At 66.4% G+C, this 21,475-nt stretch carries 24 protein-coding genes; 13 read left to right on the top strand and 11 right to left on the bottom strand.

The features are described 5' to 3' along the window. Window positions 1-174 precede the first annotated feature (174 nt). From F3J44_RS08805 to fliE, 4 genes are all read right to left on the bottom strand, one after another. Window positions 175-540, bottom strand: coding sequence for a flagellar protein FliT (locus F3J44_RS08805; protein ID WP_167063004.1), 366 nt, complete (start codon window positions 538-540; stop codon window positions 175-177). A gap of 2 nt (window positions 541-542) precedes the next feature. Continuing rightward, window positions 543-944, bottom strand: coding sequence for a flagellar export chaperone FliS (gene fliS, locus F3J44_RS08800; protein ID WP_167271753.1), 402 nt, complete (start codon window positions 942-944; stop codon window positions 543-545). Window positions 945-968: 24 nt separating this feature from the next. Beyond that, window positions 969-2,366, bottom strand: a complete 1,398-nt coding sequence (gene fliD / locus F3J44_RS08795; protein WP_167271751.1) for a flagellar filament capping protein FliD — start codon at window positions 2,364-2,366, stop codon at window positions 969-971. Between the two features lie 118 nt (window positions 2,367-2,484). Then, the gene (fliE, locus tag F3J44_RS08790) at window positions 2,485-2,802 is read right to left on the bottom strand and encodes a flagellar hook-basal body complex protein FliE (protein WP_167062994.1); all 318 of its coding nucleotides are present in this window, start codon (window positions 2,800-2,802) and stop codon (window positions 2,485-2,487) included. A gap of 248 nt (window positions 2,803-3,050) precedes the next feature. Here fliE and fliF point away from each other — a divergent pair, with 248 nt between their 5' ends. From fliF to fliR, 13 genes are all read left to right on the top strand, one after another. Continuing rightward, window positions 3,051-4,793, top strand: a complete 1,743-nt coding sequence (fliF, locus tag F3J44_RS08785; protein WP_370526719.1) for a flagellar basal-body MS-ring/collar protein FliF — start codon at window positions 3,051-3,053, stop codon at window positions 4,791-4,793. Further along, window positions 4,786-5,784, top strand: coding sequence for a flagellar motor switch protein FliG (fliG, locus tag F3J44_RS08780; RefSeq protein ID WP_167062987.1), 999 nt, complete (start codon window positions 4,786-4,788; stop codon window positions 5,782-5,784). Before fliF ends, fliG begins: the two co-directional genes overlap by 8 nt. After that, complete coding sequence (locus F3J44_RS08775; protein WP_205299769.1) at window positions 5,777-6,487, top strand: flagellar assembly protein FliH; 711 nt, start codon at window positions 5,777-5,779, stop codon at window positions 6,485-6,487. Before fliG ends, F3J44_RS08775 begins: the two co-directional genes overlap by 8 nt. Further along, window positions 6,487-7,875 (top strand): flagellar protein export ATPase FliI, encoded by a 1,389-nt coding sequence (gene fliI / locus F3J44_RS08770; protein ID WP_205299768.1) that lies wholly within the window; start codon window positions 6,487-6,489, stop codon window positions 7,873-7,875. Before F3J44_RS08775 ends, fliI begins: the two co-directional genes overlap by 1 nt. Window positions 7,876-7,887: 12 nt before the next feature. Then, window positions 7,888-8,337 carry a flagellar export protein FliJ gene (gene fliJ / locus F3J44_RS08765; RefSeq protein WP_167062984.1) on the top strand — a complete coding sequence of 150 codons (450 nt, stop codon included), beginning with the start codon at window positions 7,888-7,890 and terminating at the stop codon, window positions 8,335-8,337. Between the two features lie 8 nt (window positions 8,338-8,345). Beyond that, entirely contained in the window at window positions 8,346-9,551 is a 1,206-nt protein-coding gene (locus F3J44_RS30330) for a flagellar hook-length control protein FliK (protein ID WP_167271747.1), read from the top strand. Window positions 9,552-9,845: 294 nt separating this feature from the next. Further along, window positions 9,846-10,307: a flagellar basal body-associated FliL family protein gene (locus F3J44_RS08755; protein WP_167062978.1), complete on the top strand. Its 462-nt coding sequence runs from the start codon at window positions 9,846-9,848 to the stop codon at window positions 10,305-10,307. 4 nt (window positions 10,308-10,311) lie between these two features. Further along, on the top strand, window positions 10,312-11,391 hold the full coding sequence (gene fliM, locus F3J44_RS08750; RefSeq protein ID WP_167062975.1) for a flagellar motor switch protein FliM: 1,080 nt from the start codon (window positions 10,312-10,314) through the stop codon (window positions 11,389-11,391). Beyond that, window positions 11,384-11,848: a flagellar motor switch protein FliN gene (gene fliN, locus F3J44_RS08745; protein ID WP_167271745.1), complete on the top strand. Its 465-nt coding sequence runs from the start codon at window positions 11,384-11,386 to the stop codon at window positions 11,846-11,848. The genes fliM and fliN overlap by 8 nt, the downstream gene beginning before the upstream one ends. After that, complete coding sequence (gene fliO / locus F3J44_RS08740) at window positions 11,845-12,261, top strand: flagellar biosynthetic protein FliO (RefSeq protein ID WP_167271743.1); 417 nt, start codon at window positions 11,845-11,847, stop codon at window positions 12,259-12,261. The genes fliN and fliO overlap by 4 nt, the downstream gene beginning before the upstream one ends. Next, complete coding sequence (gene fliP, locus F3J44_RS08735) at window positions 12,258-13,007, top strand: flagellar type III secretion system pore protein FliP (RefSeq protein ID WP_205299767.1); 750 nt, start codon at window positions 12,258-12,260, stop codon at window positions 13,005-13,007. The genes fliO and fliP overlap by 4 nt, the downstream gene beginning before the upstream one ends. A 19-nt stretch (window positions 13,008-13,026) precedes the next feature. Next, complete coding sequence (gene fliQ, locus F3J44_RS08730; protein WP_167062967.1) at window positions 13,027-13,296, top strand: flagellar biosynthesis protein FliQ; 270 nt, start codon at window positions 13,027-13,029, stop codon at window positions 13,294-13,296. A 6-nt stretch (window positions 13,297-13,302) separates the two neighbouring features. Then, complete coding sequence (fliR, locus tag F3J44_RS08725) at window positions 13,303-14,088, top strand: flagellar biosynthetic protein FliR (protein ID WP_167271741.1); 786 nt, start codon at window positions 13,303-13,305, stop codon at window positions 14,086-14,088. A gap of 127 nt (window positions 14,089-14,215) precedes the next feature. On the opposite strand, the gene flgL is transcribed toward fliR, so the two are convergent. From flgL to F3J44_RS08690, 7 genes are all read right to left on the bottom strand, one after another. Further along, the gene (gene flgL, locus F3J44_RS08720) at window positions 14,216-15,412 is read right to left on the bottom strand and encodes a flagellar hook-associated protein FlgL (protein ID WP_167062961.1); all 1,197 of its coding nucleotides are present in this window, start codon (window positions 15,410-15,412) and stop codon (window positions 14,216-14,218) included. 23 nt (window positions 15,413-15,435) lie between these two features. Continuing rightward, window positions 15,436-17,046 (bottom strand): flagellar hook-associated protein FlgK, encoded by a 1,611-nt coding sequence (gene flgK, locus F3J44_RS08715; protein ID WP_167271739.1) that lies wholly within the window; start codon window positions 17,044-17,046, stop codon window positions 15,436-15,438. A 123-nt stretch (window positions 17,047-17,169) separates the two neighbouring features. After that, on the bottom strand, window positions 17,170-18,090 hold the full coding sequence (gene flgJ / locus F3J44_RS08710) for a flagellar assembly peptidoglycan hydrolase FlgJ (protein ID WP_167271737.1): 921 nt from the start codon (window positions 18,088-18,090) through the stop codon (window positions 17,170-17,172). Then, entirely contained in the window at window positions 18,090-19,211 is a 1,122-nt protein-coding gene (locus tag F3J44_RS08705; RefSeq protein WP_167062952.1) for a flagellar basal body P-ring protein FlgI, read from the bottom strand. The genes flgJ and F3J44_RS08705 overlap by 1 nt, the downstream gene beginning before the upstream one ends. 10 nt (window positions 19,212-19,221) lie before the next feature. Further along, on the bottom strand, window positions 19,222-19,893 hold the full coding sequence (locus F3J44_RS08700) for a flagellar basal body L-ring protein FlgH (RefSeq protein WP_240158280.1): 672 nt from the start codon (window positions 19,891-19,893) through the stop codon (window positions 19,222-19,224). 11 nt (window positions 19,894-19,904) lie between these two features. Beyond that, complete coding sequence (gene flgG, locus F3J44_RS08695) at window positions 19,905-20,687, bottom strand: flagellar basal-body rod protein FlgG (RefSeq protein ID WP_167062946.1); 783 nt, start codon at window positions 20,685-20,687, stop codon at window positions 19,905-19,907. A gap of 30 nt (window positions 20,688-20,717) precedes the next feature. Next, window positions 20,718-21,473, bottom strand: coding sequence for a flagellar basal body rod protein FlgF (locus F3J44_RS08690; RefSeq protein WP_167062943.1), 756 nt, complete (start codon window positions 21,471-21,473; stop codon window positions 20,718-20,720). Window positions 21,474-21,475: the final 2 nt, after the last annotated feature.

The raw sequence follows: 21,475 nt of genomic DNA, 5'->3' as shown, positions 1-21,475 counted from the left end.
GTAGGGAGCGTCGAGAATTTTTTTTCCTAAACTATCAGGGTGCTCGACCGATAACAGATAAGGGTGGACCTTTCTCGTACTTTTTCTGGTGTGCTGTCCAAGCACTAAATCTTTACATGGATCTTTACACTCAAATGGTGTAATAGTTGGCGTGCTGATGATCGCCCAATGGACCTACTGGTACAAGCGATGACTCAATGATATTACCTGCGCCCCTGTGACGCGGTACGCATTATCGAGATCATTTTTTTGCCGGCCTACTTGCAAAAGTTCGCCGAGATGGTGCTGGCGCGCCTGCAAACAGTGGCTCACTTGATTATCCAGTGCGATTATTTCAGTGATGAGTTCCAGTTTGCGCAGTTGCCCGGCTTCATCGAGCTCGGCCTGGCTCTCGGCGCGGCGCAGGCTGGCGGCATCGATCAGGCCCTGCGACTTGAGTGCGAAAATACCATCCCAGTCGGCATTTTCCGCGCACGTCAGCATGCGTCGCGATTGCTCAAGCAGCCCTTCATAGGCAGCGATCACTTGTGCTTGCAGCATAACTAACGTTGATCCTCGGTTTGTGGGCCGATCGCGGTCCAGGCCGAGGCGATAGTGCCCAGGAGTTGTGCCGCGTCATTCAGCAGTTCTTCATTGTTTTCCAGGTTGGCGCGCAATAGCAGGCGCACCACGAAGTCGTACAGTTCGTCCAGTTGGCGGCCAATCTCGCCGCCCTGTTGCAGGTCCAGCGAGGCGCGCAGCCCCTGGCTGACGATCTTGATCGCGCGGGTAATCGCCTTGCCCTTTTCCGGGATGTTGCCTGCCTGCAGGTGCAGTTTGGCCAGGCGCAGCGACGCCTGGTACTGGTCGAACAGCAGGGTGATCCGCTGGTGGGGCGAAGCGGCCAGGATGGCGCTTTCCAGGCCAACCCTGGCATAAGCGCTGGCATCGAAGGGTGAGGTCATCCGGCGTGCTCCGTCGCGGGGGCTTTAATCACTGTTGAGGGCCTCGAATTGTTCAGTGAGGTAATCGGCCGTCGAGTTCAGCGTGGAGATCAGTGTGTCGAGTTGGGTGAACTGTTCACGCCAGCGATCCATTTCGGAATCGATCAGGGCCTGCTTTTCTTCGTAGCGTTCTTCAAGCTGGTCGAGCTTGTTTTCCAGGCTGTCGGTCTTGGCCACGATCAGCCCGTTGTCTTCATCCAGGTAGCTGTCAAGGTCGGTGGTCATGCGCGAGATGAACCCCGAGCTGCCATCGCTGCCGATGAAGAACTCCGACACCGCGTCGATGTTGTCGGTCAGGGCGCTTTCCAGGGTGTCTTCGTCGATCGACAGGGTGCCGTCCGACTCCAGGCCAATGCCCAGTTGCGACAGGTAGCTGAAGGTGCCGCTGCCGATCTGCGAGTAGATGTCGCTGGCCAGCTTGGTGCTGATGCGCCGGGTGGTGGAGTCGCCCAGCAGCTCGCCGCTGGTGCCGGCGTCGGCATCGTAGGCGGTGAGGTCGTCGACGGTGCCGACGAAGTCGTTGTAGGCATCGACGAAGGCGGTGATGGCTTTCTCGATCTTGTCGGTGTCGCGCTTGATGGTCAGCGTCTGTGAGCTACCGGTGTCGCTCAAGGTTAGGGTCACGCCCTGCAGCGCGCCTTCCACGGTGTTGCTCTGGCTGGTGACGGCAATGCCGTTGATGGTCAGCTCGGCATCCTGGGCGGCAACCGTTTCGGTCATGTTGCCCTCGCCATCGGCGTAGCCGAACAGCGAGGAGGCCAGGTCGCTGCTGTCGTCGCTGCTGTAGCTGACGGTCATCGCCGCGTCGGTGCCGGTGCTGTTGGAGGTCAGTACCAGGCGGTAGGGGCTGTCGCTGCCGTCGTTGACGATGGTGGCGGTGATGCCGGCATCGGCGGCGTTGATGGCGTCGCGCAGGCCTTCGAGGGTGTTGTTGCTGCTGTCGAGGGTGATCGACACCGCGTCGCTGCCACCGGCCTGCAAGGTCAGGGTGCCGGTGCCCAGGGTGGTGCTGGTGTCGCTCACGCCATCGGTGGCCAGGCTCTGGGCCTGGGCCAGCTGGGTCACTTCGATCTTGTAGGTGCCGGCCACGGCCGCGCTGCTGGTGCTCACCGACACGCCGCTACCGGAAATGCTGGTGCTCAGCGAATCGTACAGGCTCGAATCGGCCAGGGCCTCGGCGGCAGTCTGCAAGGCATCGAGGGCGCTGGTGAGGGTGCCGTAGGCCGAGATTTCGGCTTCCACCGACTCTTCCTGGGTGGTGATCGGGTCGAGCAGGCTGGCGGTCTTGGACTCTTCCAGGCTTTCCAGGATGCTTTCCAGGTCGAGCCCCGAACCGACGCCCAGGCTGGTGATGGTGGCGGTGGAACTGGTGGTGGTCGTCATGAGGGTGTCCGTCCTGATGTGCGCAGCATGTGCGGCCGGGTGAGTGCGTTGTGGCGCAACATCGGCATGGGCTCATGGCGTCTTTAGGGGATGGCCCGAAAATTCTGTGACGGGTCACTCAAACCTGCATGGCCATCACGTCCTTGTAGGCGGTGAGCAGGCGGTTGCGCACCTGTACGCCCATCTGGAAGGCGACACTGGCCTTTTGCGAATCGGCCATCACATCGCTCAGCGACACCTCGCTGCTGCCCGCCTGGAAGGCGTTGGCCTGGTGGCTGGCGGTTTGTTGCAGGCGGTTGATGCGCTGCAGCGACGCTTCCAGCTCACCGGCGAAGCTGCCCACCGCCTGGCCCGGACGGCTGGCCGCCACGCCCTCGGCCTGCTCGGCGAGGCTGCTCAATTGTTGCAGGGCTTGCGCAAGGGCTTGGGTGGTCATGGCGCGGGGCTCGTGGCTGGTGAATGCGCGCAGCTTAACAAGCCCCCGGCGCTGCGGATTCGCCCAATTGGCCGCAAAACAGCGGGCTTTTCCGCCCTTTGCCCAAGGGTTGCTTCGCCACAATGACGCTGAGCCAATCCCGTCAGGGCCTGCGCGCCTTCCGGCCGGCGGGCTGCGGGCCGATTACCATTGCCAGCGGACTCTGTAATGCCCCTTCTTCCGGCCAGAACCCCAGCTTCGAGGTGTTCGTGACTACTGCTGCCCAGGCCAAGGGCGCGAAAAAGAACCTGCCGATCGCCACCGCGCCCACGCGCCCGCTGGAGGCCCTGGCCGCGCTGATGCGCGGGCGGCCGATGCTGCCGCTGCTGCTGGCCGGGGCCGCTGCGGTGGCCGTGTTGGTGGCGTTGCTGCTGTGGGCGCGCGAACCGGACTACCGGGTGCTGTTCTCCAACCTGAGCGAGGCCGACGGTGGCCAGGTGATCGGTGAGCTGGACAAGCGCAACGTGCCTTACCGCCTGGGCGAGGGTGGCCATACCATTCTGGTGCCGGCCGAACGGATGAACGCCCTGCGCCTGCAACTGGCCGAGCAGGGCCTGCCAAAAGGCGGCAGCATCGGCTTCGAACTGCTCGACAAGCAGGCCTTTGGCATCAGCCAGTTCGCCGAACACCTGAATTACCAACGCGGCCTGGAAGGCGAGCTGGCACGCACCATCGAATCCCTCGGGCCGGTGGCCCATGCCCGGGTACACCTGGTGATGGCCAAGGACTCGGTGTTCGCCCGCGACCACGAAGCGGCCCGTGCATCGGTGACCCTGCAACTGCAACCGGGCCGTGAACTGGGCCAGGGCCAGGTCAGCGCGATCATTCACCTGGTAACCTCCAGCGTGCCGGAGCTGGCGGTGGACGCGGTGACCGTGGTCGACCAGAACGGCCGCCTGCTGTCGCGCAGCCACGCCGCCGATGGCCTGGACGACACCAAGCTGGAATACGTCAGCGAGGTGGAAGGCACCTACCAGCGGCGCATCGAGGAAATCCTCGCGCCGCTGCTGGGCAGCCGCAACGTGCACGCCCGGGTCGTGGCGCAGATGGACTTTTCCACCCGCGAAAGCACCGCCGAGCGTTACGCGCCCAACCAGGAAGAGAAACGCGCCGCGGTGCGCAGCCAGCAAACCTCCGAGCGCATGCTCCAGGGCAGTGACAGCGGGCGCGGCGTGCCGGGCGCGCTGACCAACTCACCACCCAACACCCCGCCGCCCACCCGCGCCACGGCGCCAACGCCGGCTCCCGGCAGCGCCAACGCCAATTCGGCCAACGCCAACACCGCCAGTGCCACGCCGGCCAGCGGCGCGGCAGCGTCCGACAAGCCGCTGCAGACCGAGCGCATGGTCAACTACGAAGTCGACCGCGATGTCGAGCACGTCAAGTCGAGCCTGGGCGATATCCAGCGCCTGGCGGTGGCGGTGGTGGTCAACTACCGCACCGTGATGAAGGACGGCAAGCCCGTCACCGAGGCCTTGAGCAAAGAGGAACTGGCCGGTATCAACGACCTGGTACGCCAGGCCATGGGCTACACCGAAAGCCGTGGCGACACACTGCAGGTGCTCAACAGCCCCTTCGTCGACGAAGACACCGAGCTCGGTGAAACGCCCTGGTGGCGCACCCCCGAGGCTTACAACCTGGGCATGGGCCTGCTGCGCTACCTGCTGGTGGCGGTGGTCGCCTTCGTGCTCTGGCAGCGTGTGATCAAGCCGATGCAGCGCCGCGCCAGCGAGTCGGGCCAGCGCGGCCTGATGGCACTGGATGAGCATGATGCGGAATTGACCAGCACCGGCGCTGCCAGCGATGCGCTGATCGACGGCCCGGCGCGGCCAGCGTTGCCACGCAAGTCGGCGCTCTACGAACAGAACATGGAAAGCCTCAAGCGGCTGGCCACCGATGACCCGCGCCTGGTTGCCATGATCGTGCGTGGCTGGATGAAAAAACATGACTAGCAAGCTCAGCGGCGCCCGCCGCAGTGCCATCCTCCTGCTGTCGCTGGATGCCGACAGTGCCGCGGAAGTGTTCAAGTTCCTGCCCGGGCAGGAAGTGGAAGACATCAGCCGCGAAATGGCCGGCCTGAGCCAGGTGTCCCATGACGAAATGCGCCAGGTACTGGCCGAGTTCATGGACGAAACCGAGCAGTACGCGGCCATCAATATCCAGAGCAGCGACCATATCCGCGCCGTGCTGACCAAGGCCCTGGGCACCGAGCGGGCGGCCAGCCTGATCGACGACATCCTGGAAACCAGCAACACCGTTTCCGGCATCGACAAGCTCAACCTGATGGAAGCGCAGATGGTCGCCGAGATGATCCGCGACGAGCACCCGCAGATCGTCGCCACCATCCTTGTGCACCTGGAGCGCAACCAGGCCTCGGCGATCCTGCAACTGCTGCCCGAGCGCCTGCGCAACGACATCATCCTGCGCATCGCCACCTTCAGCGGCGTGCAGCCGGTGGCGTTGCACGAGCTCACCGAAGTGCTCGGCGGCATGCTCGACGGCCAGAGCCTCAAGCGCAGCAAGATGGGCGGGGTCAAGGCCGCGGCGGAAATCCTCAACCTCATGGCCTCCAGCCACGAGGCTTCGGCCATCGAAAACCTGCGCAACTACAACGCCGACCTTGCGCAGAAAACCCTGGACGAAATGTTCCTGTTCGAGAACCTGGCCGAAGTCGACGACCGCAGCATCCAGACACTGCTGCAGAACATCGATAGCAACTCCTTGTCCATCGCCCTCAAGGGGGCTTCGGCCCCGCTGCTCGATCGCTTCATGCGCAACATGTCGCAACGGGCCGCCACCTTGTTCCGCGAGGACATGGAAGCCCGTGGGCCAATTCGCATGTCGCAGATCGAGAGCGAGCAGAAGTCGATCCTGCAGGTGGTGCGGCGGCTGTCGGAGAGCGGCGACATGGTGACCGCGCGAGGCGACGATGCCTATGTCTGACCCCTTTGCCCACGCCCACTGGCGCCCGTGGCACATGGAGCCGCTGGGCGCCGACCAGCCGCCCGTGGCCGATGCCGGCGCGGCCCGCCGCGAGCTGGCGCGCAAGCGTGCGTTCGAGCAGCGCCTGGCGTTGCAGCAATTGCGTGAGCAGACCGAGGCCCAGGCGCGAGAAGTGGGCCACGCCGAAGGCCGCGAGCAGGGGTATGCCCAGGGCCTGGAAGAAGGGCGCAAGGCCGCTGCCGAAGAACTGCGTCAGCAGCTGGAGCAGACCCTGGCTCCGCTGCGTGCGCTGTGCCGGAGCTTCGATCAGGCCCTGCAAGCGGTCGACGGCCAAGTGGCCAGCCAGCTGGGCCGGGTAGCCATCGACCTGGCCGGGCGGCTGGCCGGCCAGGCGCTGGCGGTGCAGCCGGCGCAGGTCGAGGTGCTGGTGCGGCAGATGCTGGCCTGCGAGCCGGCACTGTCCGGCAAGCCCGGGCTTGGCCTCAACCCCAACGACTTGCCCTGGGTGCAGGGTTGCCTGGGCGACGAGCTGGCGGCAGCGGGCTGGCACCTGCAGGCTGACCCCTCGATTCTGCCGGGCGGCTGCCGCCTGCTGAGCACGGCAGGCGAGTTGGATGCCACGCGCCAGGCCCGCCAGGACCTGTTCGAGCGCAATGCCCAGTGGTTGCTCGAAAGGGCCGCCGCCGAGCCGGGCAGCGTCTGATGGTGGCCGGCAACCCGCATGTACGGCGTTGGGGCCAGGGCCTTGAAGCCCTGGCCAACAGCGCATTGAGCGTTCCTGGCTACCGCCGCAGCGGGCGCATCACCCGCGCCACCGGCATCGTGCTGGAAGCCGTGGGGCTGCGCTTGCCGCTGGGCGCAGGCTGCCGCATCGAGCTGGTGCCATCGGCCCCTGCAACGCCTGCGATCTACGCCGAAGCCGAGGTGATCGGTTTCGCGGGCGAGCTGCTGTACCTGATGCCGCTGGAGGAAATCCATGGCTTGCAGGCCGGGGCGCGCTACTTCGCCCTGGCCGACGAGCCCGGTGCCAGCGACGGCGTGCGCCCGGTGCCGCTGGGCATGGGCCTGCTTGGCCGGGTGCTGGACAGCGGCGGCAACCCGTTCGACGGCAAGGGGCCGGTGCTGGCCGACCGCTGTTCGAGCTTGCATGGCCAGCCGATCAACCCCTTGCAGCGGGCGCCGATCAGCCAGCAGATCGATGTCGGCATCCGCGCCATCAACGCCCTGCTCAGCGTTGGCAAGGGCCAGCGCCTGGGCCTGTTCGCCGGCTCCGGGGTCGGCAAGTCGGTGTTGTTGGGCATGATGGCCCGCTACACCCAGGCCGATGTGGTGGTGGTCGGGCTGATTGGCGAGCGTGGGCGCGAGGTTCAGGACTTCATCGACAATATCCTGGGCGAGGAGGGCCTGCGCCGCTCGGTGGTGGTGGCCGCCCCGGCCGATGCCTCGCCGCTGCAGCGCCTGCAGGGCGCGTTGTACGCCACGCGCCTGGCCGAGGACTTTCGCGACCAGGGCAAGGACGTGCTGCTGATCATGGACTCGCTGACCCGCTACGCCATGGCCCAGCGCGAAATCGCCCTGGCGCTGGGCGAGCCACCGGCAACCAAGGGCTACCCGCCCTCGGTGTTCGCCAAGCTGCCCAAGCTGGTCGAGCGCGCCGGCAACGGCCCGCGTGGCGGCGGCTCGATCACGGCGTTCTATACCGTGCTCAGCGAGGGCGATGACCAGCAGGACCCGATTGCCGACTCGGCGCGGGCGATCCTCGATGGCCACTTCGTGCTGTCGCGCCAGTTGGCCGAAAGCGGCCACTACCCGGCGATCGACATCGAGGCCTCGATCAGCCGGGCGATGAGCGCAATCGTCAGCGACGCCCAGCAGCGCAAGGCGCAGAAGCTCAAGCAGGCGCTGTCGCGCTACCAGCGCAACCGCGACCTGATCAGCGTCGGTGCCTATGCCCCGGGGCACGATGCCCAGCTCGACCGGGCGGTGACCCTGTACCCGCACATCGAGCGTTTCCTGCAGCAGCAGACCCATGAGCGCAGTGGGCTGCAAGACACCCTCGCCGGGCTCAACCTGCTGTTCCCCGGCAAGTGAAGGTGACCCGCCATGGCCCATGAACCGCTGCACATGCTGATCGAACTCACCGACCGCGCCCGCGAGGCCGCCGCCACTGCGCTGGCCCAGAGCCGGCGCACCGAGCAGCAGATGACCGGGCAATTGCGCCTGCTCGACCAGTACCAGCGCGAGTACCGGCAAAACCTGCAAGGGGAGCTGGTGGGGGCCGGCATGAGCCCGTCCACCCTGGCCAACTACCGTGGTTTCCTGAAGTCGCTGGAAGGTGCCATCGAACGCGCCGAGGCAAGCCTGGCGCGCCACCGGGCGCAGTTGGCCCAGCACCAGGAACACTGGCGCCAGCAGTGGCGCAAGGCCAATGCCCTGGAAACCCTGCTGGCCCGGCGTCGCGAACAGGCACGCTTGCAGGCCGGGCGTGCCGAGCAGCGGCGCACCGACGAACTGGCCGGCCGTGCCCGTTCCACCATCGATATCGGATTCTGAGGTTAAACGTGGACATCATCACCGCCCTGGCACCTGCCGCACCGGCCACGCCGCAGGTTGCGGCCGACGACAGCGTCGCGACGGGCCAGGCGACGCCTTTCGACGCCCTGCTGCAACAGGTGCAAGGCGCCGAACCGGTTGCCGCCAGCGAGCCGGCCGTTGCGGCCGTGCCTGCGCCGATGCCGAGCGAGCCGCCTTTGGCTGCACCGGCACCGGCCTTGCCGCCACAGGCGCCGGAGCTGCCCGAGGCGGGCTTGCAGGTCGCCAGCGACCCCGTGCAACCTGAGCCGGAACCTCAACCATTGCCTGCCCTGCCGATACCGGCGGAGGCAGCCGAAGTGGCACCTGCCGAAGCCGATGAGCCACCGCCTGTGGTCGCCGTGGTGCAGCAAGCTGCCGAAGGCGAGGGTGATGCGCTGGCGATGGACGACGACCCCGAGCCCGCCAGCGATTCGCTGGAGGCCATCCGCCAGCGCCTGGAGCTGATCGACAGCGCTGGCCTGATGGCCTCGGGCGCATTGGCGGTGGCACCGCCGGTAACCTGGGCACAGCCAACCGTGGCGGCCCCGGAGCCGGAGACAGAGCGCGGTACAGGGGATGCGCTGGAGCCTGCCGTGGACCTGGGCCTGGTTGTGGATAACCCGGCTGAAACGGCCGCAGTCGCTGAGCTGGCGGTTGAAGGCAGCGACAGCCAGAAGGCCGACGGGGCGTTTACCCTGGGCGCGGACTGGGACCTGAGCGCCTTGCCAGGTGCCCCGGCATTGGCCTTGCACGATGCCGGTAGCGAAGCCGCGCCGGTGCTGATCGGCGCGAGCGTGGGCAGCGATGAATGGCAGGCCGACCTGGGCCAGCAGGTGGTGGCCATGGTGCGGCGTGGCGAGCGCCAGGTGGATGTGCAACTGCACCCGGCTGACCTGGGGCCGTTGTCGATCAGCCTGAACGTCAGTGACAGCGGGGTGCAGGCGCAATTCCAGTCGGCCCATGCGTCGGTGCGGGCAGCGGTGGAGCAGGCCTTGCCACAGCTGCAGAGCGCGCTGGCCAGCCAGGGCCTGGCCCTGGGCGAAGCCTCGGTCAACGACGGCGCCTCGCGCCAGGCCATGGGCGAGCAGGCGCCACGGCGCGAGGCACGCGAGCCACGGGTGGTGCAGGCGGAAAAACCGGCCCCGGCACTGCCGACCGCCAACCCCGGCAGCGGGGTCGACCTGTACCTCTAACCCCCCCTCTTTGTAGGAGCGGGCTTGCCCCGCGAACACCGGCAACGCCGGTGCCATGTGGCGCTGGATGGCACCGGCGTTGCCGGTGTTCGCGGGGCAAGCCCGCTCCTACAAGGTTTATCGGCAAAGCCACAAGGGTAATTGGCAAAGCCACAAGGGTAATTGGCAAAGCCACAAGGGTAATCGGCAAAACCCCAAGTTGAGGCGCATAACCCCCGCTAATCGCGCCTTAACCCCTTCCCCTCGCTGTTCATACTTGCGCCCTTTCGACTCGCTTCCCCAAGGCTGCTGTCCATGCCCACCACCAAGAAAGTCTGGCTCTGGTTCATTCCAATTGCCCTGGTCGCCGCTGCGGCCAGTTCCGCTGGTGTGTACGCCTACGTGATGCGCGAGCGGGCCCACGCCAAGGACATCAGCCTGGCCCGCAAGGTGCCGCAGGCGCCGCTGCTGGTGAGCGTCGCGCCGATGACCGTGAACCTGCGCAGCGCCCGCGACGAAGTGAACATGCTCTATGTCGGCTTCAACCTCGAAGTTGGCGATGAGGCCACGCGCAAGCTGCTCGAACTGTACATGCCGAAGATTCGCAGCCAGCTGCTGACCGCCCTCAGCGGCCAGGACAGCGCCGACCTGGCCACCCCGGCAGGCAAGGATGCGCTGGCGGCGAGCATCCTCGCCCTGTTGCGCAACACCCTGGGCGCCGAGCAGCCGGACCTGGCCCTGCTCGGTGTGCTCTACACCGACTTCATCGTGCAGTAAGCCCATGCCCACCAACGACATGCTCTCCCAAGAGGAGATCGACATGCTGCTGCGCGGCGGTGACGACCTGGACACCAGCCACCTGGGCGACGAAAGCACCTTCGACTTTGCCGAAGACAGCGCCAGCAACCCGGAACGGGTGCGCCCCTACGACCCGGCCACCCAGCACCGGGTGATCCAGGAGCGGCTGCATACCCTCGACATCATCAACGGCCGCTTCGCCCGCTACCTGCGCATGAGCCTGTTCAACCTGATCCGGCGCAACGTGGACATCACCTTCAAGAGCATCGGCTACCAGAGCTTCAGCGAATTCTCGCTGCACCTGCCGATGCCGTCGAACATCAACCTGATGGCCATGAAACCGCTGCGTGGCACCGCCCTGGTGGTGTTCCCGCCCAGCGTGGTGTTCATGGTGGTGGATAACCTGTTCGGGGGTGACGGGCGCTTCGTAACCAAGTCCGAAGGGCGCGAGTTCACCAGCACCGAGCAGCGCATCATCCGCCGCCTGATGGGCCTGGCGGTGGACGCCTACAGCGATGCCTGGAAGTCGGTGTACCCGCTGGAAATCGAATACCTGCGCTCGGAGATGCAGGCCAAGTTCGCCAACATCACCGGTTCGCCCAACGAAATCGTGGTCAACGCCACCTTCCACCTGGAAGTCGGCAACCTCTCCAGCGACTTCAACATCGTCATTCCCTACCTGATGATCGAGCCGATGCGCCAGCTGCTCAGCGGCCCGCTGACCGACGCCAACCCCGAGGAGGAGCGCCAGTGGAACCGGCGCATGGCCGATGAGATCACCCAGTCCCAGGTCGACCTGATCGCCGATTTCGTCGAGGTCGATTCGCGCCTGGGCCAGGTCATGGCGCTGAAGGTCGGCGACGTGCTGCCCATCGAGCTACCCGACAGCGTCAAGGTGCGCGTCGACGGGGTGCCGGTGATGACCTGCGAGTACGGCAGCTACAACGGCGCCCGCGCCTTGCTGGTGAAGGAGTTGATCGATCACTCCATCGGCAAGCCTTCTTCTTCCAGCCGATTCGTCAAGGGCCACCTGCCCAAAGCCAAGGAATCCGATCATGAGTGACCCGAACACCCCCGAACCGCGCGAAGACGACGAATGGGCCAGCGCCCTGGCCGAGCAGGGTGCCAGCGACAACGCGGACGACCCTTGGGCCGCCGCCTTGGCCGAACAGCAGGAAGCCGAGCCTGCAGTTGCCGCAAGCCCCGCGCCAGGCGCGGTGTTCAAGCCGCTGGGCGCGGCCCAGGCGCAGGCCTCGCCGCGCGAGCTTGAAATGATCATGGACATCCCAGTGAAGCTGAGCGTGGAACTGGGGCGTACACGCATCACCATCAAGCAGTTGCTGGAGCTGGCCCAAGGCTCGGTGCTGGCCCTCGACGGCCTGGCCGGCGAGCCAATGGATATCCTGATCAACAGCTACCTGGTGGCCCAGGGCGAAGTGGTGGTGGTGGATGACCGCTACGGCATTCGCATCACCGAAATCATCACGCCTTCCGAGCGTGTGCAGAAGCTCAACCGATGACCACTGGCAACCCGCTGGCCGTGCCTGCCAGCCTCGGCGCGCCGGCCGGCGACCTGGTAGGCCTGGGCCTGCTGGGCAAAACCGCCCTGGCCCTGGGCGTGGTGATGGCCTGTGTGCTGCTGTGCGGCTGGCTGGCCTCGCGCCTGGGGGCGCGGCCATCGTCCACGGCCAAGCGGGTGCAGGTGGTGGCCAGCACGCGGCTGGGGCAGCGCGAGAAAGTGGTGGTGGTGGACGTTGAGGGGCGCCGCCTGGTGCTGGGCGTCACGGCCCAGCAGGTGAGCTGCCTGTGCGACCTGCCAGCACCGGCAACCGCTAGCGAAACCGAAGCTGAACCGGCTGGGCGCGGCTTTGCCCAGCGCCTGGTGGAAGCGCTCAAGCAGGGTGGCCAGCGTGACCCGGAGCCGCGCCCATGAGTGCCAAGCGCCTGGCCTGGGTGCCGTTGCTGGTGCTCGCAATGCTGCCATCCGCGCAGGCGGCGCCGGCGCTGCAGGGGCTGGCCGGGTTCACCGGCCAGGCCGGTGGCGAACAGTGGTCGCTGAGCCTGCAAACCCTGCTGCTGCTCAGTGCCATGGCCTTCCTGCCGGCGGTGCTGCTGATGATGACCGGCTTCACCCGCATCATCATCGTGCTCGGCCTGCTGCGCACCGCCATCGGCACCACCAGCGCGCCGCCCAATCAGGTGTTGTTGGGGCTGGCGCTGTTCCTCACGTTTTTCGTCATGTCGCCGACCCTGGAGCAGGCCTACAAGCAGGCCTGGGTGCCGTTTTCCGAAGACCAGATCGGGGTCGAGCAGTTTCTCGACCAGGGCAGCCAGCCGTTTCGCACCTTCATGCTGGCGCAGACCCGCCAGAGCGACCTGGCCCTGTACGCCCGCCTGGCGCGCCTGGACAAGCTCCAGGGCCCCGAGGACGTGCCCATGCGCGTGCTGCTGCCGGCGTTCGTCACCAGCGAGCTGAAAACCGCTTTCCAGGCCGGGTTCACCATCTTCATCCCGTTCCTGATCATCGACCTGCTGGTGGCCAGTGTGCTGATGGCGCTGGGCATGATGATGGTGCCGCCCTCGACCATCTCGCTGCCGTTCAAGCTGATGCTGTTCGTGCTGGTGGACGGCTGGCAACTGCTGCTGGGCTCGCTGGCCCAGAGCTTCTACCCGGTATGACCCCGCGAGGACTGCTGCGATGACCCCGGAAATGGTGATGGACCTGGCCTACAAGGGCATGCGCATGAGCATGACCGTGGCCGCGCCGATTCTGCTGGTGACCCTGTGCATCGGCTTGTTGGTGAGCCTGTTCCAGGCGGCCACGCAAATCAACGAATCGACCTTGTCGTTCATCCCCAAGATCGCCGGAGTGTGCCTGGTGCTGATTCTGGCCGGGCCCATGCTGATGGAGATGCTGGTGGACTACACGCGGGCGCTGTTCACCAGCCTGCCGCAACTGGTGGGTTGAGCGGCATTGATCGCGTTCGGCTGGGACCAGTTGCAGCTCTGGGTCAGTGCGTTGTTCTGGCCATTCTGCCGGCTGCTGGCGTTCTTCATGAGCGACCCGATACTGGGCCACAAGAACGTTTCCAGCCAGGTGAAGGTGGGGCTTTCGCTGTTGCTGGCGTTCCTGCTGGCGCCAAACCTGCCGCCGATGCCGGACATCCCGCTGATTTCCTGGGCGGGGCTTGGGGTGGTGGTGGAGCAGTTGCTGATCGGCATGTCGCTGGGCATGGTCATGCGCATTACCCTGGCGGTGGTGGAAATGGCCGGGGAGATCTGTGGCATGCAGATGGGCCTGGCATTCGCCTCGTTCTTTTCCGCCGACACCGGCACCAACAGCCAGGTGCTGTCGCGCTTCCTGAGCCTGGTGACGATCCTGATGTTCCTGGCCCTGGGTGGGCACCTGATGGTGCTGGAGCTATTGGCCTCGACGTTTTCCCGCTTGCCGGTCGGCCAGTTCGGCTTCAACCCCGAGGCCTGGAACCAGCTGGCGCGCCATGGCGGCAGTATCTTTCTCACCGGGCTGTTGCTGGCGCTGCCGATGGTGGGGGCGTTGCTGATCATCAACCTGGCCATGGGCATCCTCAACCGCGTGGCGCCGCAACTGACGGTGTTTTCGGTGGGCTTTCCGGCGACGTTGTTCGTGGGGATGTTGCTGTTGACGGTGCTGGTGGGGGATTTGGGGCAGTTTCTGGCGGGGTTGTTGTACCAGGCGCTGCATTTCATGCAGGCGCTGATCGAGGGGTTGCCTGGTTGATGTGGGAGTGCCTTTAGGGCCCATCGCGAGCTGCGCTCGCTCCTACAGGGCCCGCGTATCCAGCGGGCCTGCGCAAATCCGGTAGGAGCGAGCGCAGCTCGCGATGGGTTGCAAGGCAGCCCCTCCCTCAGATGTACTCGAACAACGACAACTGCTGCACGCTGGCAAAGGTCTGCTGGGCGGCCTGCATCGATACCTGCAGGGTCACGTAGCGCGAAATCGACTCGGTGTAGTCGGCATCCACCAACCCCGACAGGCGCTCGGTGTAGCTCAGCGCCAGGTCGTCGCCAATGGTGTCCAGCACATCCACCTGGCTCAACCGCGTGCCCACCGAGGTGAGCACGGTCAGCACGTTGTCCTGGGCATTGCTCAGCTCGCGGCTGGACGTGGACAGGGTGTTGCTCAGCGCTGCCTGGTCGGCGTCATCTTCCACCGGCGTCTGCAACGCCGTGATCACATTCTGCAAGGTGGCGAACACGTCCGGGTCGGCATCGGCGGCCGCGCTGACAGTCAGGCTGTCGCCATCGGCGGGCGCGCCGCTCAGGGTCAGGTTCAGGCCGTTGATTTCCAGGGTTTCACCGGCGCTGTAGGCCACCGGGTCCTGGCCGTCGACGCTGTAGGTGGTGGTGCCGTCGGCATCCACCGCGAAGGTCAGGGTAAAGGCCTCGCCATAGTTGGCGGCGCTGGTGTCGGCCACGTCGGGGCCGGTGAAGGTCAGCGTGCCGCTGTTGGCGCCGGCCTGGGCAAGGAAGCCTGCGCTGCTGCTGACCGAGAGGAACACCGTGGCGCCATTGTCGCCGCTGGCCATGCTCTGGGTGGCACTGACCTGCTGGCTGACCACATTGTCATCGCCCTGGTACACCAGGGTGCCGCTGGCATCCTCGGCAAACGCCGGGCTCTGGCTCTGGTAGCCGGAGAACAGGTAGTTGCCGTTGCTGTCGGTGCTGTTGGCCAAGGTCACCAAGGTGTCGTAGATGCCCTGCAGCGAGGTGGCCAGGGACTCGCGGTCGGCGTCGCTCAAGGTGCCGTTGCCCGCTTGCACCACCAGGCTCATGGCACTGGTGATGGCGTCGTTGATGCTGTCCAGGGTGCTTTCCTCCTGGGACAGCGAGGTGGTGATGGCGGCGCGTGAATCGGCGTACTGCTCGTTCGCGGCAATCGACTGGCGCACGGTCACGGCCTGGGCGGCGGCCAAGGAGTCGTCCGAGGGGTTGACCACGCGGGTGCCGCTGGACACTTCCAGCGCCGCCTCCTGGTAGGCAGCCTGCTGGGACAGCATCGAATTGAGGTTCTGGTTGTAGATGGTTGCACTGCTCAGGCGCATGGCGAGTTCTCCCGGGGCTGCAATCAGTCGATGTTGAGGATGGTGTCGAGCACCGTGGTGCCCACTTCGACGATCTTCGCGCAGGCCTGGTAGTACTGCTGGTAGACGATCAGGTTGGCTGCCTCCTCGTCGAGGTTCACCCCCGATTCCGACTGCTGCAGGGTGGTCAGTTGCTCGGTCAGCGCCGACTGGGTTTCCAGCTGCGCGGCCACGCGGGTGGCGGTGCTGCCGACTTTGCTCACCAGCGAGGCGTAGGTTTCGCTGAGGGTGGCGCTGCCGCCAACGATATCGCTGGTTTGCAGGCCGAGCATGGCCAGGGCATTGGTGTTGTCGCTGCTGCCGCTGGAGGTGCCGGCGGCGATCTGCTCGCCGTCGGTGAGCAGTGCGCTGAAGCTGCTGGCGGCGTTGCGGGTAGGTTGCACCAGGAAGCTGTCGCCGTCCGCGGCGGTGCCGCTGATGCTCAGCTGCATGCCGGCGAAGCTGAGGGTGGCGCTGTCGCTGTCGTAGCTGGCATCGACGCTGGCGCCGGTGTCGTTGCGGGTGACCGTGAAGCCTTGGCTGTCGGACCAGGTCACGGTGTAGTCACTGCTGGTCAGGGTGCTGACATCATCGCTGAAGGTCGCGCTGAGGGTGGCATCGCCGGTGTTGCCGGTGTTGCCGGTCACCAGCGGGTCGGCCACCGAGAACATCGCCGTGCCGGTGTCGCCGTTGAGGTCGATGCCCTGGGCCTGCAGGGTATTGAAGGCCTGGGTCAGCGACACGGCCATCAGGCCCAGTTGGTTCTGGGTTTCGGCCAGGGTGGTGTCGCGAAATTCGATCAGGCCGCCGAGCGAGCCGCTGTCGAGCACGCTGTTGTCCAGGGTGACGCTGTTGCCGGCGGCATCGATGTAGCTGATCGACGATTGGCTGGCGTCGCTGGCCGAGGGCTCGGTGCTCAGGGAAAAGCTGTCGCTGCCGGACACCAAGGCCATGCCGTTGCTCAGCGACACGGTGTAGCTGCCGTTGTCCTGCACGGTGACGTCCACCGCCACCAGTTCGCTGAGCTGGCTGACCAGCAGGTCGCGCTGGTCGAGCAGGTCGTTGGCGCTGCTGCCCAGGGTGTTGGACAGGCTGATCTGGCTGTTGAGCGTGGCGATCTGGTCGCTCAGGTCGTTGACCTGGCTGACCTGGTCGTCGATCTGGTTGTCCACGTCGTCGGCCATGGCCGACAGGTAGCTGCCCAGCTGGTTGAACTGGCTGGCCAGGGTTTCGGCAGCGCCCACCACTTCTTCCCGGGCTGCGGTATCGCTGGCATCGGAGGTGAGGGTCTGGATGGCCGAGAAGAAGTTTTGCAGCAGCGCATCGAGGCTGGCGTCGCTGTCGGCCAGCAGGCTGTCGATCTGGTCGACCTCGGTTTGGTAGGTGGACAGCGCGCTTTCGGCGCTGATCGAGCCGTTGAGCTGGGTGGTGACGAACTGGTTGTATTGGCGGCTGACGCTGGACACCTGCACGCCATTGCCCGAGGTGGCTTCGCTGAAGTTGGCGACCTGGCGGGTATAGCCGTCGGTGTAGGCGTTGGTGGTGTTGTTGCTGCTGGTGGTCAGGGCGATCTGCGCCGCCGTGAGGCCGCTGACGCCAATGGAGATGAGGCTCATTGAAAAGCTCCTGGGCTACATGTTGCGCAAGATCGGCCTGGGGGGAGGGGATCTTGACCCCAGGCGAGGCAGAATTTTCCTGGCCGGTGAGGGCGTGCGCCGCATCGCCGGCTTTGCGCGCGCCTACGGGGCTTGCGTGGGGCTGGTAGGCGCTCGGGCGATGGTGGCCATCACGCCAATCAACTTGTCGGCGTAATGCGGGTCGGTGGCGTAGCCGCCTTGCTGCAATGCAAGGGCAGCCTGGGTGCTGTCGGCAGCATTGCGCGCCGCGGCGTAGCCGGGCCGCGAGCGGATCAACCGTGCATAGTCGTCGAACGCCGCCTGGGCACTGGGGTACACGCGGAAGCTCTCCACTTGTTTCTGCGCCTGGCCGTCGACGTACTCGGTGGTCTGCACCTGGGCTGTTTCACCCTGCCAGCCAGCACCGGCCTTGATGCCGAACAGGTTGTGGCTGTCGGCGCCGCTGGCCGTGGTGATGCGCCGCCGGCCCCAGTCGGTTTCCAGCGCCGCCTGGGCCAATATCAGCTCGGCAGGCACGCCGCTGCGGCGCTCGGCGAGCTGCGCGGGGTCGGCCAGGCGGGCGACGAAGGCGTCGACGTGGTCGGCGTTTTCGCGGTTGCCGGGGCGCACTTCATAGCGCTTCCAGGCCTCGAATGCCGGGGCCTGGCGGGTGAGGCCAGCAAACGGCGAGTCGCTGCTGGCCACCGCCTGGTCGAGCAGGTTGCCGTTGCCGCTGCCGGGCACGTGGCCGGTCAGGCTGCGGGTCAGCTGGTCGGCCAGGCCCATGCCACGCCCGGCCAGGGTCTGCGCCCATTGCTGGTCGAGCATTTCGGTGTACAGCTCGGTTTGCGAGCCGCTGGACAGCTGCGATTTGGGAATCGCCTCGCGCATGCTCTTGAGCATGGTCTGCAGGAACAGCGCCTCGAATTGCCGCGCGGCCTCCTTCAGGCCTGCTTCGCCATCGCGCCCGGCCTCGCTGCGCAGGCGCTGCAGGCCCTGCACGTCCATGGCAAAGCCAGCTGCACTGCCATTGCCCAGGCTCATCAGATGATCTCCAGTTCGGCGCGCAGGGAGCCTGCGGCCTTGAGCGCCTGCAGAATCACCATCAGGTCCTGCGGGGTGGCGCCCAGGGCATTCAAGCCCTTGACCACGTCCATCAGGTCGGCGCTGCCTTCCAGCACGCGCAGGGCGCGGGCCTGGGTTTCGATGGAGATGTTGCTGTTGGCGGTGGCGGCGGTTTGCCCGCCACTCAGGGCGCCCGGCTGGCTGACGCTGTTGGTGGTGTCGATGGTCACCGACAGGTCCCCGTGGGCCACGGCGGCGCGCAGCAGCTTCACCGAGCCGTTGAGCACCACCGAGCCGGTACGCGAGTCGAGAATGACCTTGGGCCGCGCCTGCATCGGCAGCACGTCGAGGCTGTCGATGCGGGCCATGAAGTTGACCCGCTCGTTGGCCGACAACGGCCCCTGCACCTGCACCAGCCCGCCGTCCACTGCCGAGGCCACGGTGCTGCGCATTTCGCTGTTGATGGCGAACACCACGCGCTGGGCGGTGGCCGGGTCCGGCTCGCGCAGCTGCAGTTCGAGCAGGCCGTGCTGGCTGCCCAGGTTCAGCGGCACCGTTTGTTCCACTACCGCGCCCCGGCTGATGCGGCCACCGGCGAGCTGGTTGATCTGCACGCTGCTGCCGTTGGCCGAGGCGCCGGCGCCACCCACCAGCAGGTTGCCCTGGGCCACGGCATAGACATCGCCATCGGCGCCCTTGAGCGGCGTCATCAGCAAGGTGCCGCCGCGCAGGCTGCGGGCGTTGCCGATGGAGGAGACGACCACGTCGATCTGCTGGCCGGGGCGGGTCAGCGGCGGCAGGTCGGCGGTGACGATGACCGCGGCGATGTTGCGCATCTGCATGTTGGCGTTGGCCGGCAGGGTCAGGCCCAGCTGCGACAGCATGTTGGTCAGGCCCTGCTCGGTGAACGGGCTTTGGGTGGTCTGGTCGCCGGTGCCGTCCAGGCCCACCACCAGGCCGTAGCCGACCAGGTTGTTGGTGCGGATGCCGGCGAAGTCGGCAATGTCGCGGATCTGCTCGGCCTGGGCAGTGCCGGCCAGCAGCAGGGCCAGGCCTGCGAGCAGCAGGCGCAGCACGCGCCCCGGGATGGACTCAGCCATGGTTCACTCGCTAGAAAGGGGACAGGTTGAGCAGGATGCGTTGCGCCCAGCCCATGCGTTGCGCTTCGTTGATGTAGCCTTCGCCGACGTACTCGATGCGCGCCAGTGACACCTGGCTCGACGACACGGTGTTGTCGCCGGTGATCGAGCGCGGGTTGACCACGCCGGAGAAGCGGATGAATTCGGTGCCCTGGTTGATGGCGATCTGCTTGTCGCCGCGCACCCGCAGGTTGCCGTTGGCCAGCACTTCCATCACCGTGACCGAAATGGTGCCGGTGAACGAGTTGTTGGCCCGCGAGCCGCCGCTGCCGGCGAACGCGTGGTCGGTGGAGGCCGACAGGCCGTAACTGCCAACCTGGGAGTCGCGCGCGGAGGTGGTGGCGAACGACAGGCCCAGGCTGCCGCTGCGGTCGGCACTGGACGAGGAGGTCTTGCTGGCGCTGACCTGCTCGTTGAGCTCCACGGTCAGGGTGTCGCCGACCATGCGTGGGCGGCGGTCCTCGAACAATGGCTGGGAGACGTGCCGGCCCTGGTAGATCGAGCCGTTGGCCAGGCGCGAGGGCAGGGTGGGCAGGTCCATGGCCTCGTCGGGCACCACTGGCTTGCGCACCAGGTCCGCGCAGCCGGACGCCGCCAGGGCGGCGGCGAGCACGGCAACCTGCAACGACGCACGCCATGTCATGGGGCCGGGCATCAGAGCTGGGCCAGGCGCTGGAGCATTTCGTCGGAGGTTTCGACGGCCTTGCTGTTGATTTCGTAGGCGCGCTGGGTCTGGATCATGCCGACCATTTCCTCCACCACGTTGACGTTGGACGTTTCCACGTAGCCTTGGCTCACCGTGCCGCCGCCGTTCAGGCCGGGCGTGGTTTCGGTGGGCGAGCCGGATGCATCGGTTTCCTGGTACAGGTTCTGGCCGATGCTCTGCAGGCCTGCGTTGTTGACGAACAGCGCCAGGTTCAGCTGGCCGACCTGGGTCGAGGCGCTGCTGCTGGGCTGGGTCACCGACACGATGCCGTCGGTGCTGATGCTGATCGAGGTGGCGTTGGCCGGAATGGTGATGCCGGCGGTGAGCTTGTAGCCGTTGGAGTTGACCATCTCGCCGTTGGCGTCGAGCTGGAAGCTGCCGTCGCGGGTGTAGGCGGTGGTGCCGTCGGGCATGTCCACCTCGAAGAAGCCCAGGCCGTTGATGGCCAGGTCCTTGGAGCTGCTGGTCTGTTCCAGGTTGCCCTGGGTGTGCAGGCGCTCGGTGGCCACCTGGCGCACCCCGGTGCCCACCTGCAGGCCCGACGGCAGGCGGGTGTCGGTGCTGCTTTGGGCGCCTGGCTGGCGCACGTTCTGGTAGACGAGATCTTCGAACACCGCCCGCGAGCGCTTGAAGCCGTTGGTGCTGACGTTGGCCAGGTTGTTGGCGATGACGTCGAGCTGCCCTTGCTGGGCTTCAAGGCCGGTCTTGGCCGTCCACAGTGATCTGATCATCGATCGGTTACCTATTCATTCGGTGCCGGCTCAGCCCTGCAGGGCGAGCAGTTCGTTGGCGGCCTTGGCGTTTTCGTCGGCGGCGCTGATGGCCTTCATCTGCATTTCGTAGCGGCGGGCGTTGTCGATCATCGCCACCATGGCGCCGGTGGGGCTGACGTTGCTGCCCTCCAGCGCCCCGGGGGCGACCCGCAGGCTGTCGTCGGCCGCCAGCGGCTGGCTGACGCCGTTGGCGTCGGCAGGCGTGCGGAACAGGCCGTCGGTGCCTACCTGCAGGCTGCCCGGCGGCGCCGAAACCAGCTTGAGCTTGCCCACCGGGCTGAGCCCGCGCGGCTCCATGCCCTGCTCGCGCACGCTGATGGTGCCGTCGCTGCCCAGGGTCACTTCGCTGCCCAGCGGCACGCTGATCGGGCCGCCGTCGCCGATCACCGGCCGGCCGGCGACGGTCATGGCGCCGTTGCCGTCTACCTGCAGGTCGCCCCGGCGGGTGTAGGCCTCGCTGCCGTCGTCGGCCTGCACGGCCAGCAGGGTGTCCTGGCCCAGGGCCACATCGAGGTTGCGGTCGGTGTGGGTGATGGGGCCTTCGCTCCAGTCCACGCCAACCCCGGTGGCGCTCACCGAAACCCGGGTTGGCAGGCCTTCGCCGGCCACCGGCGAAGACTCCATCTGCACCAGTTGCGCGCGAAAGCCTGGGGTGACGATGTTGGCCAGGTTGTTGGCCACCACCGCCTGCTGCTCAAGGGCCTGGTTGGCGCCGCTCATGGCGGTGAAGAGCATCCGGTCCATGG

Source organism: Pantoea sp. Tr-811 (assembly GCF_011752535.1).
GTDB lineage: Bacteria > Pseudomonadota > Gammaproteobacteria > Pseudomonadales > Pseudomonadaceae > Aquipseudomonas.
Note: the sequence above shows the minus strand (reverse complement) of the source record. Positions and strands in the feature narration are given on the sequence as shown.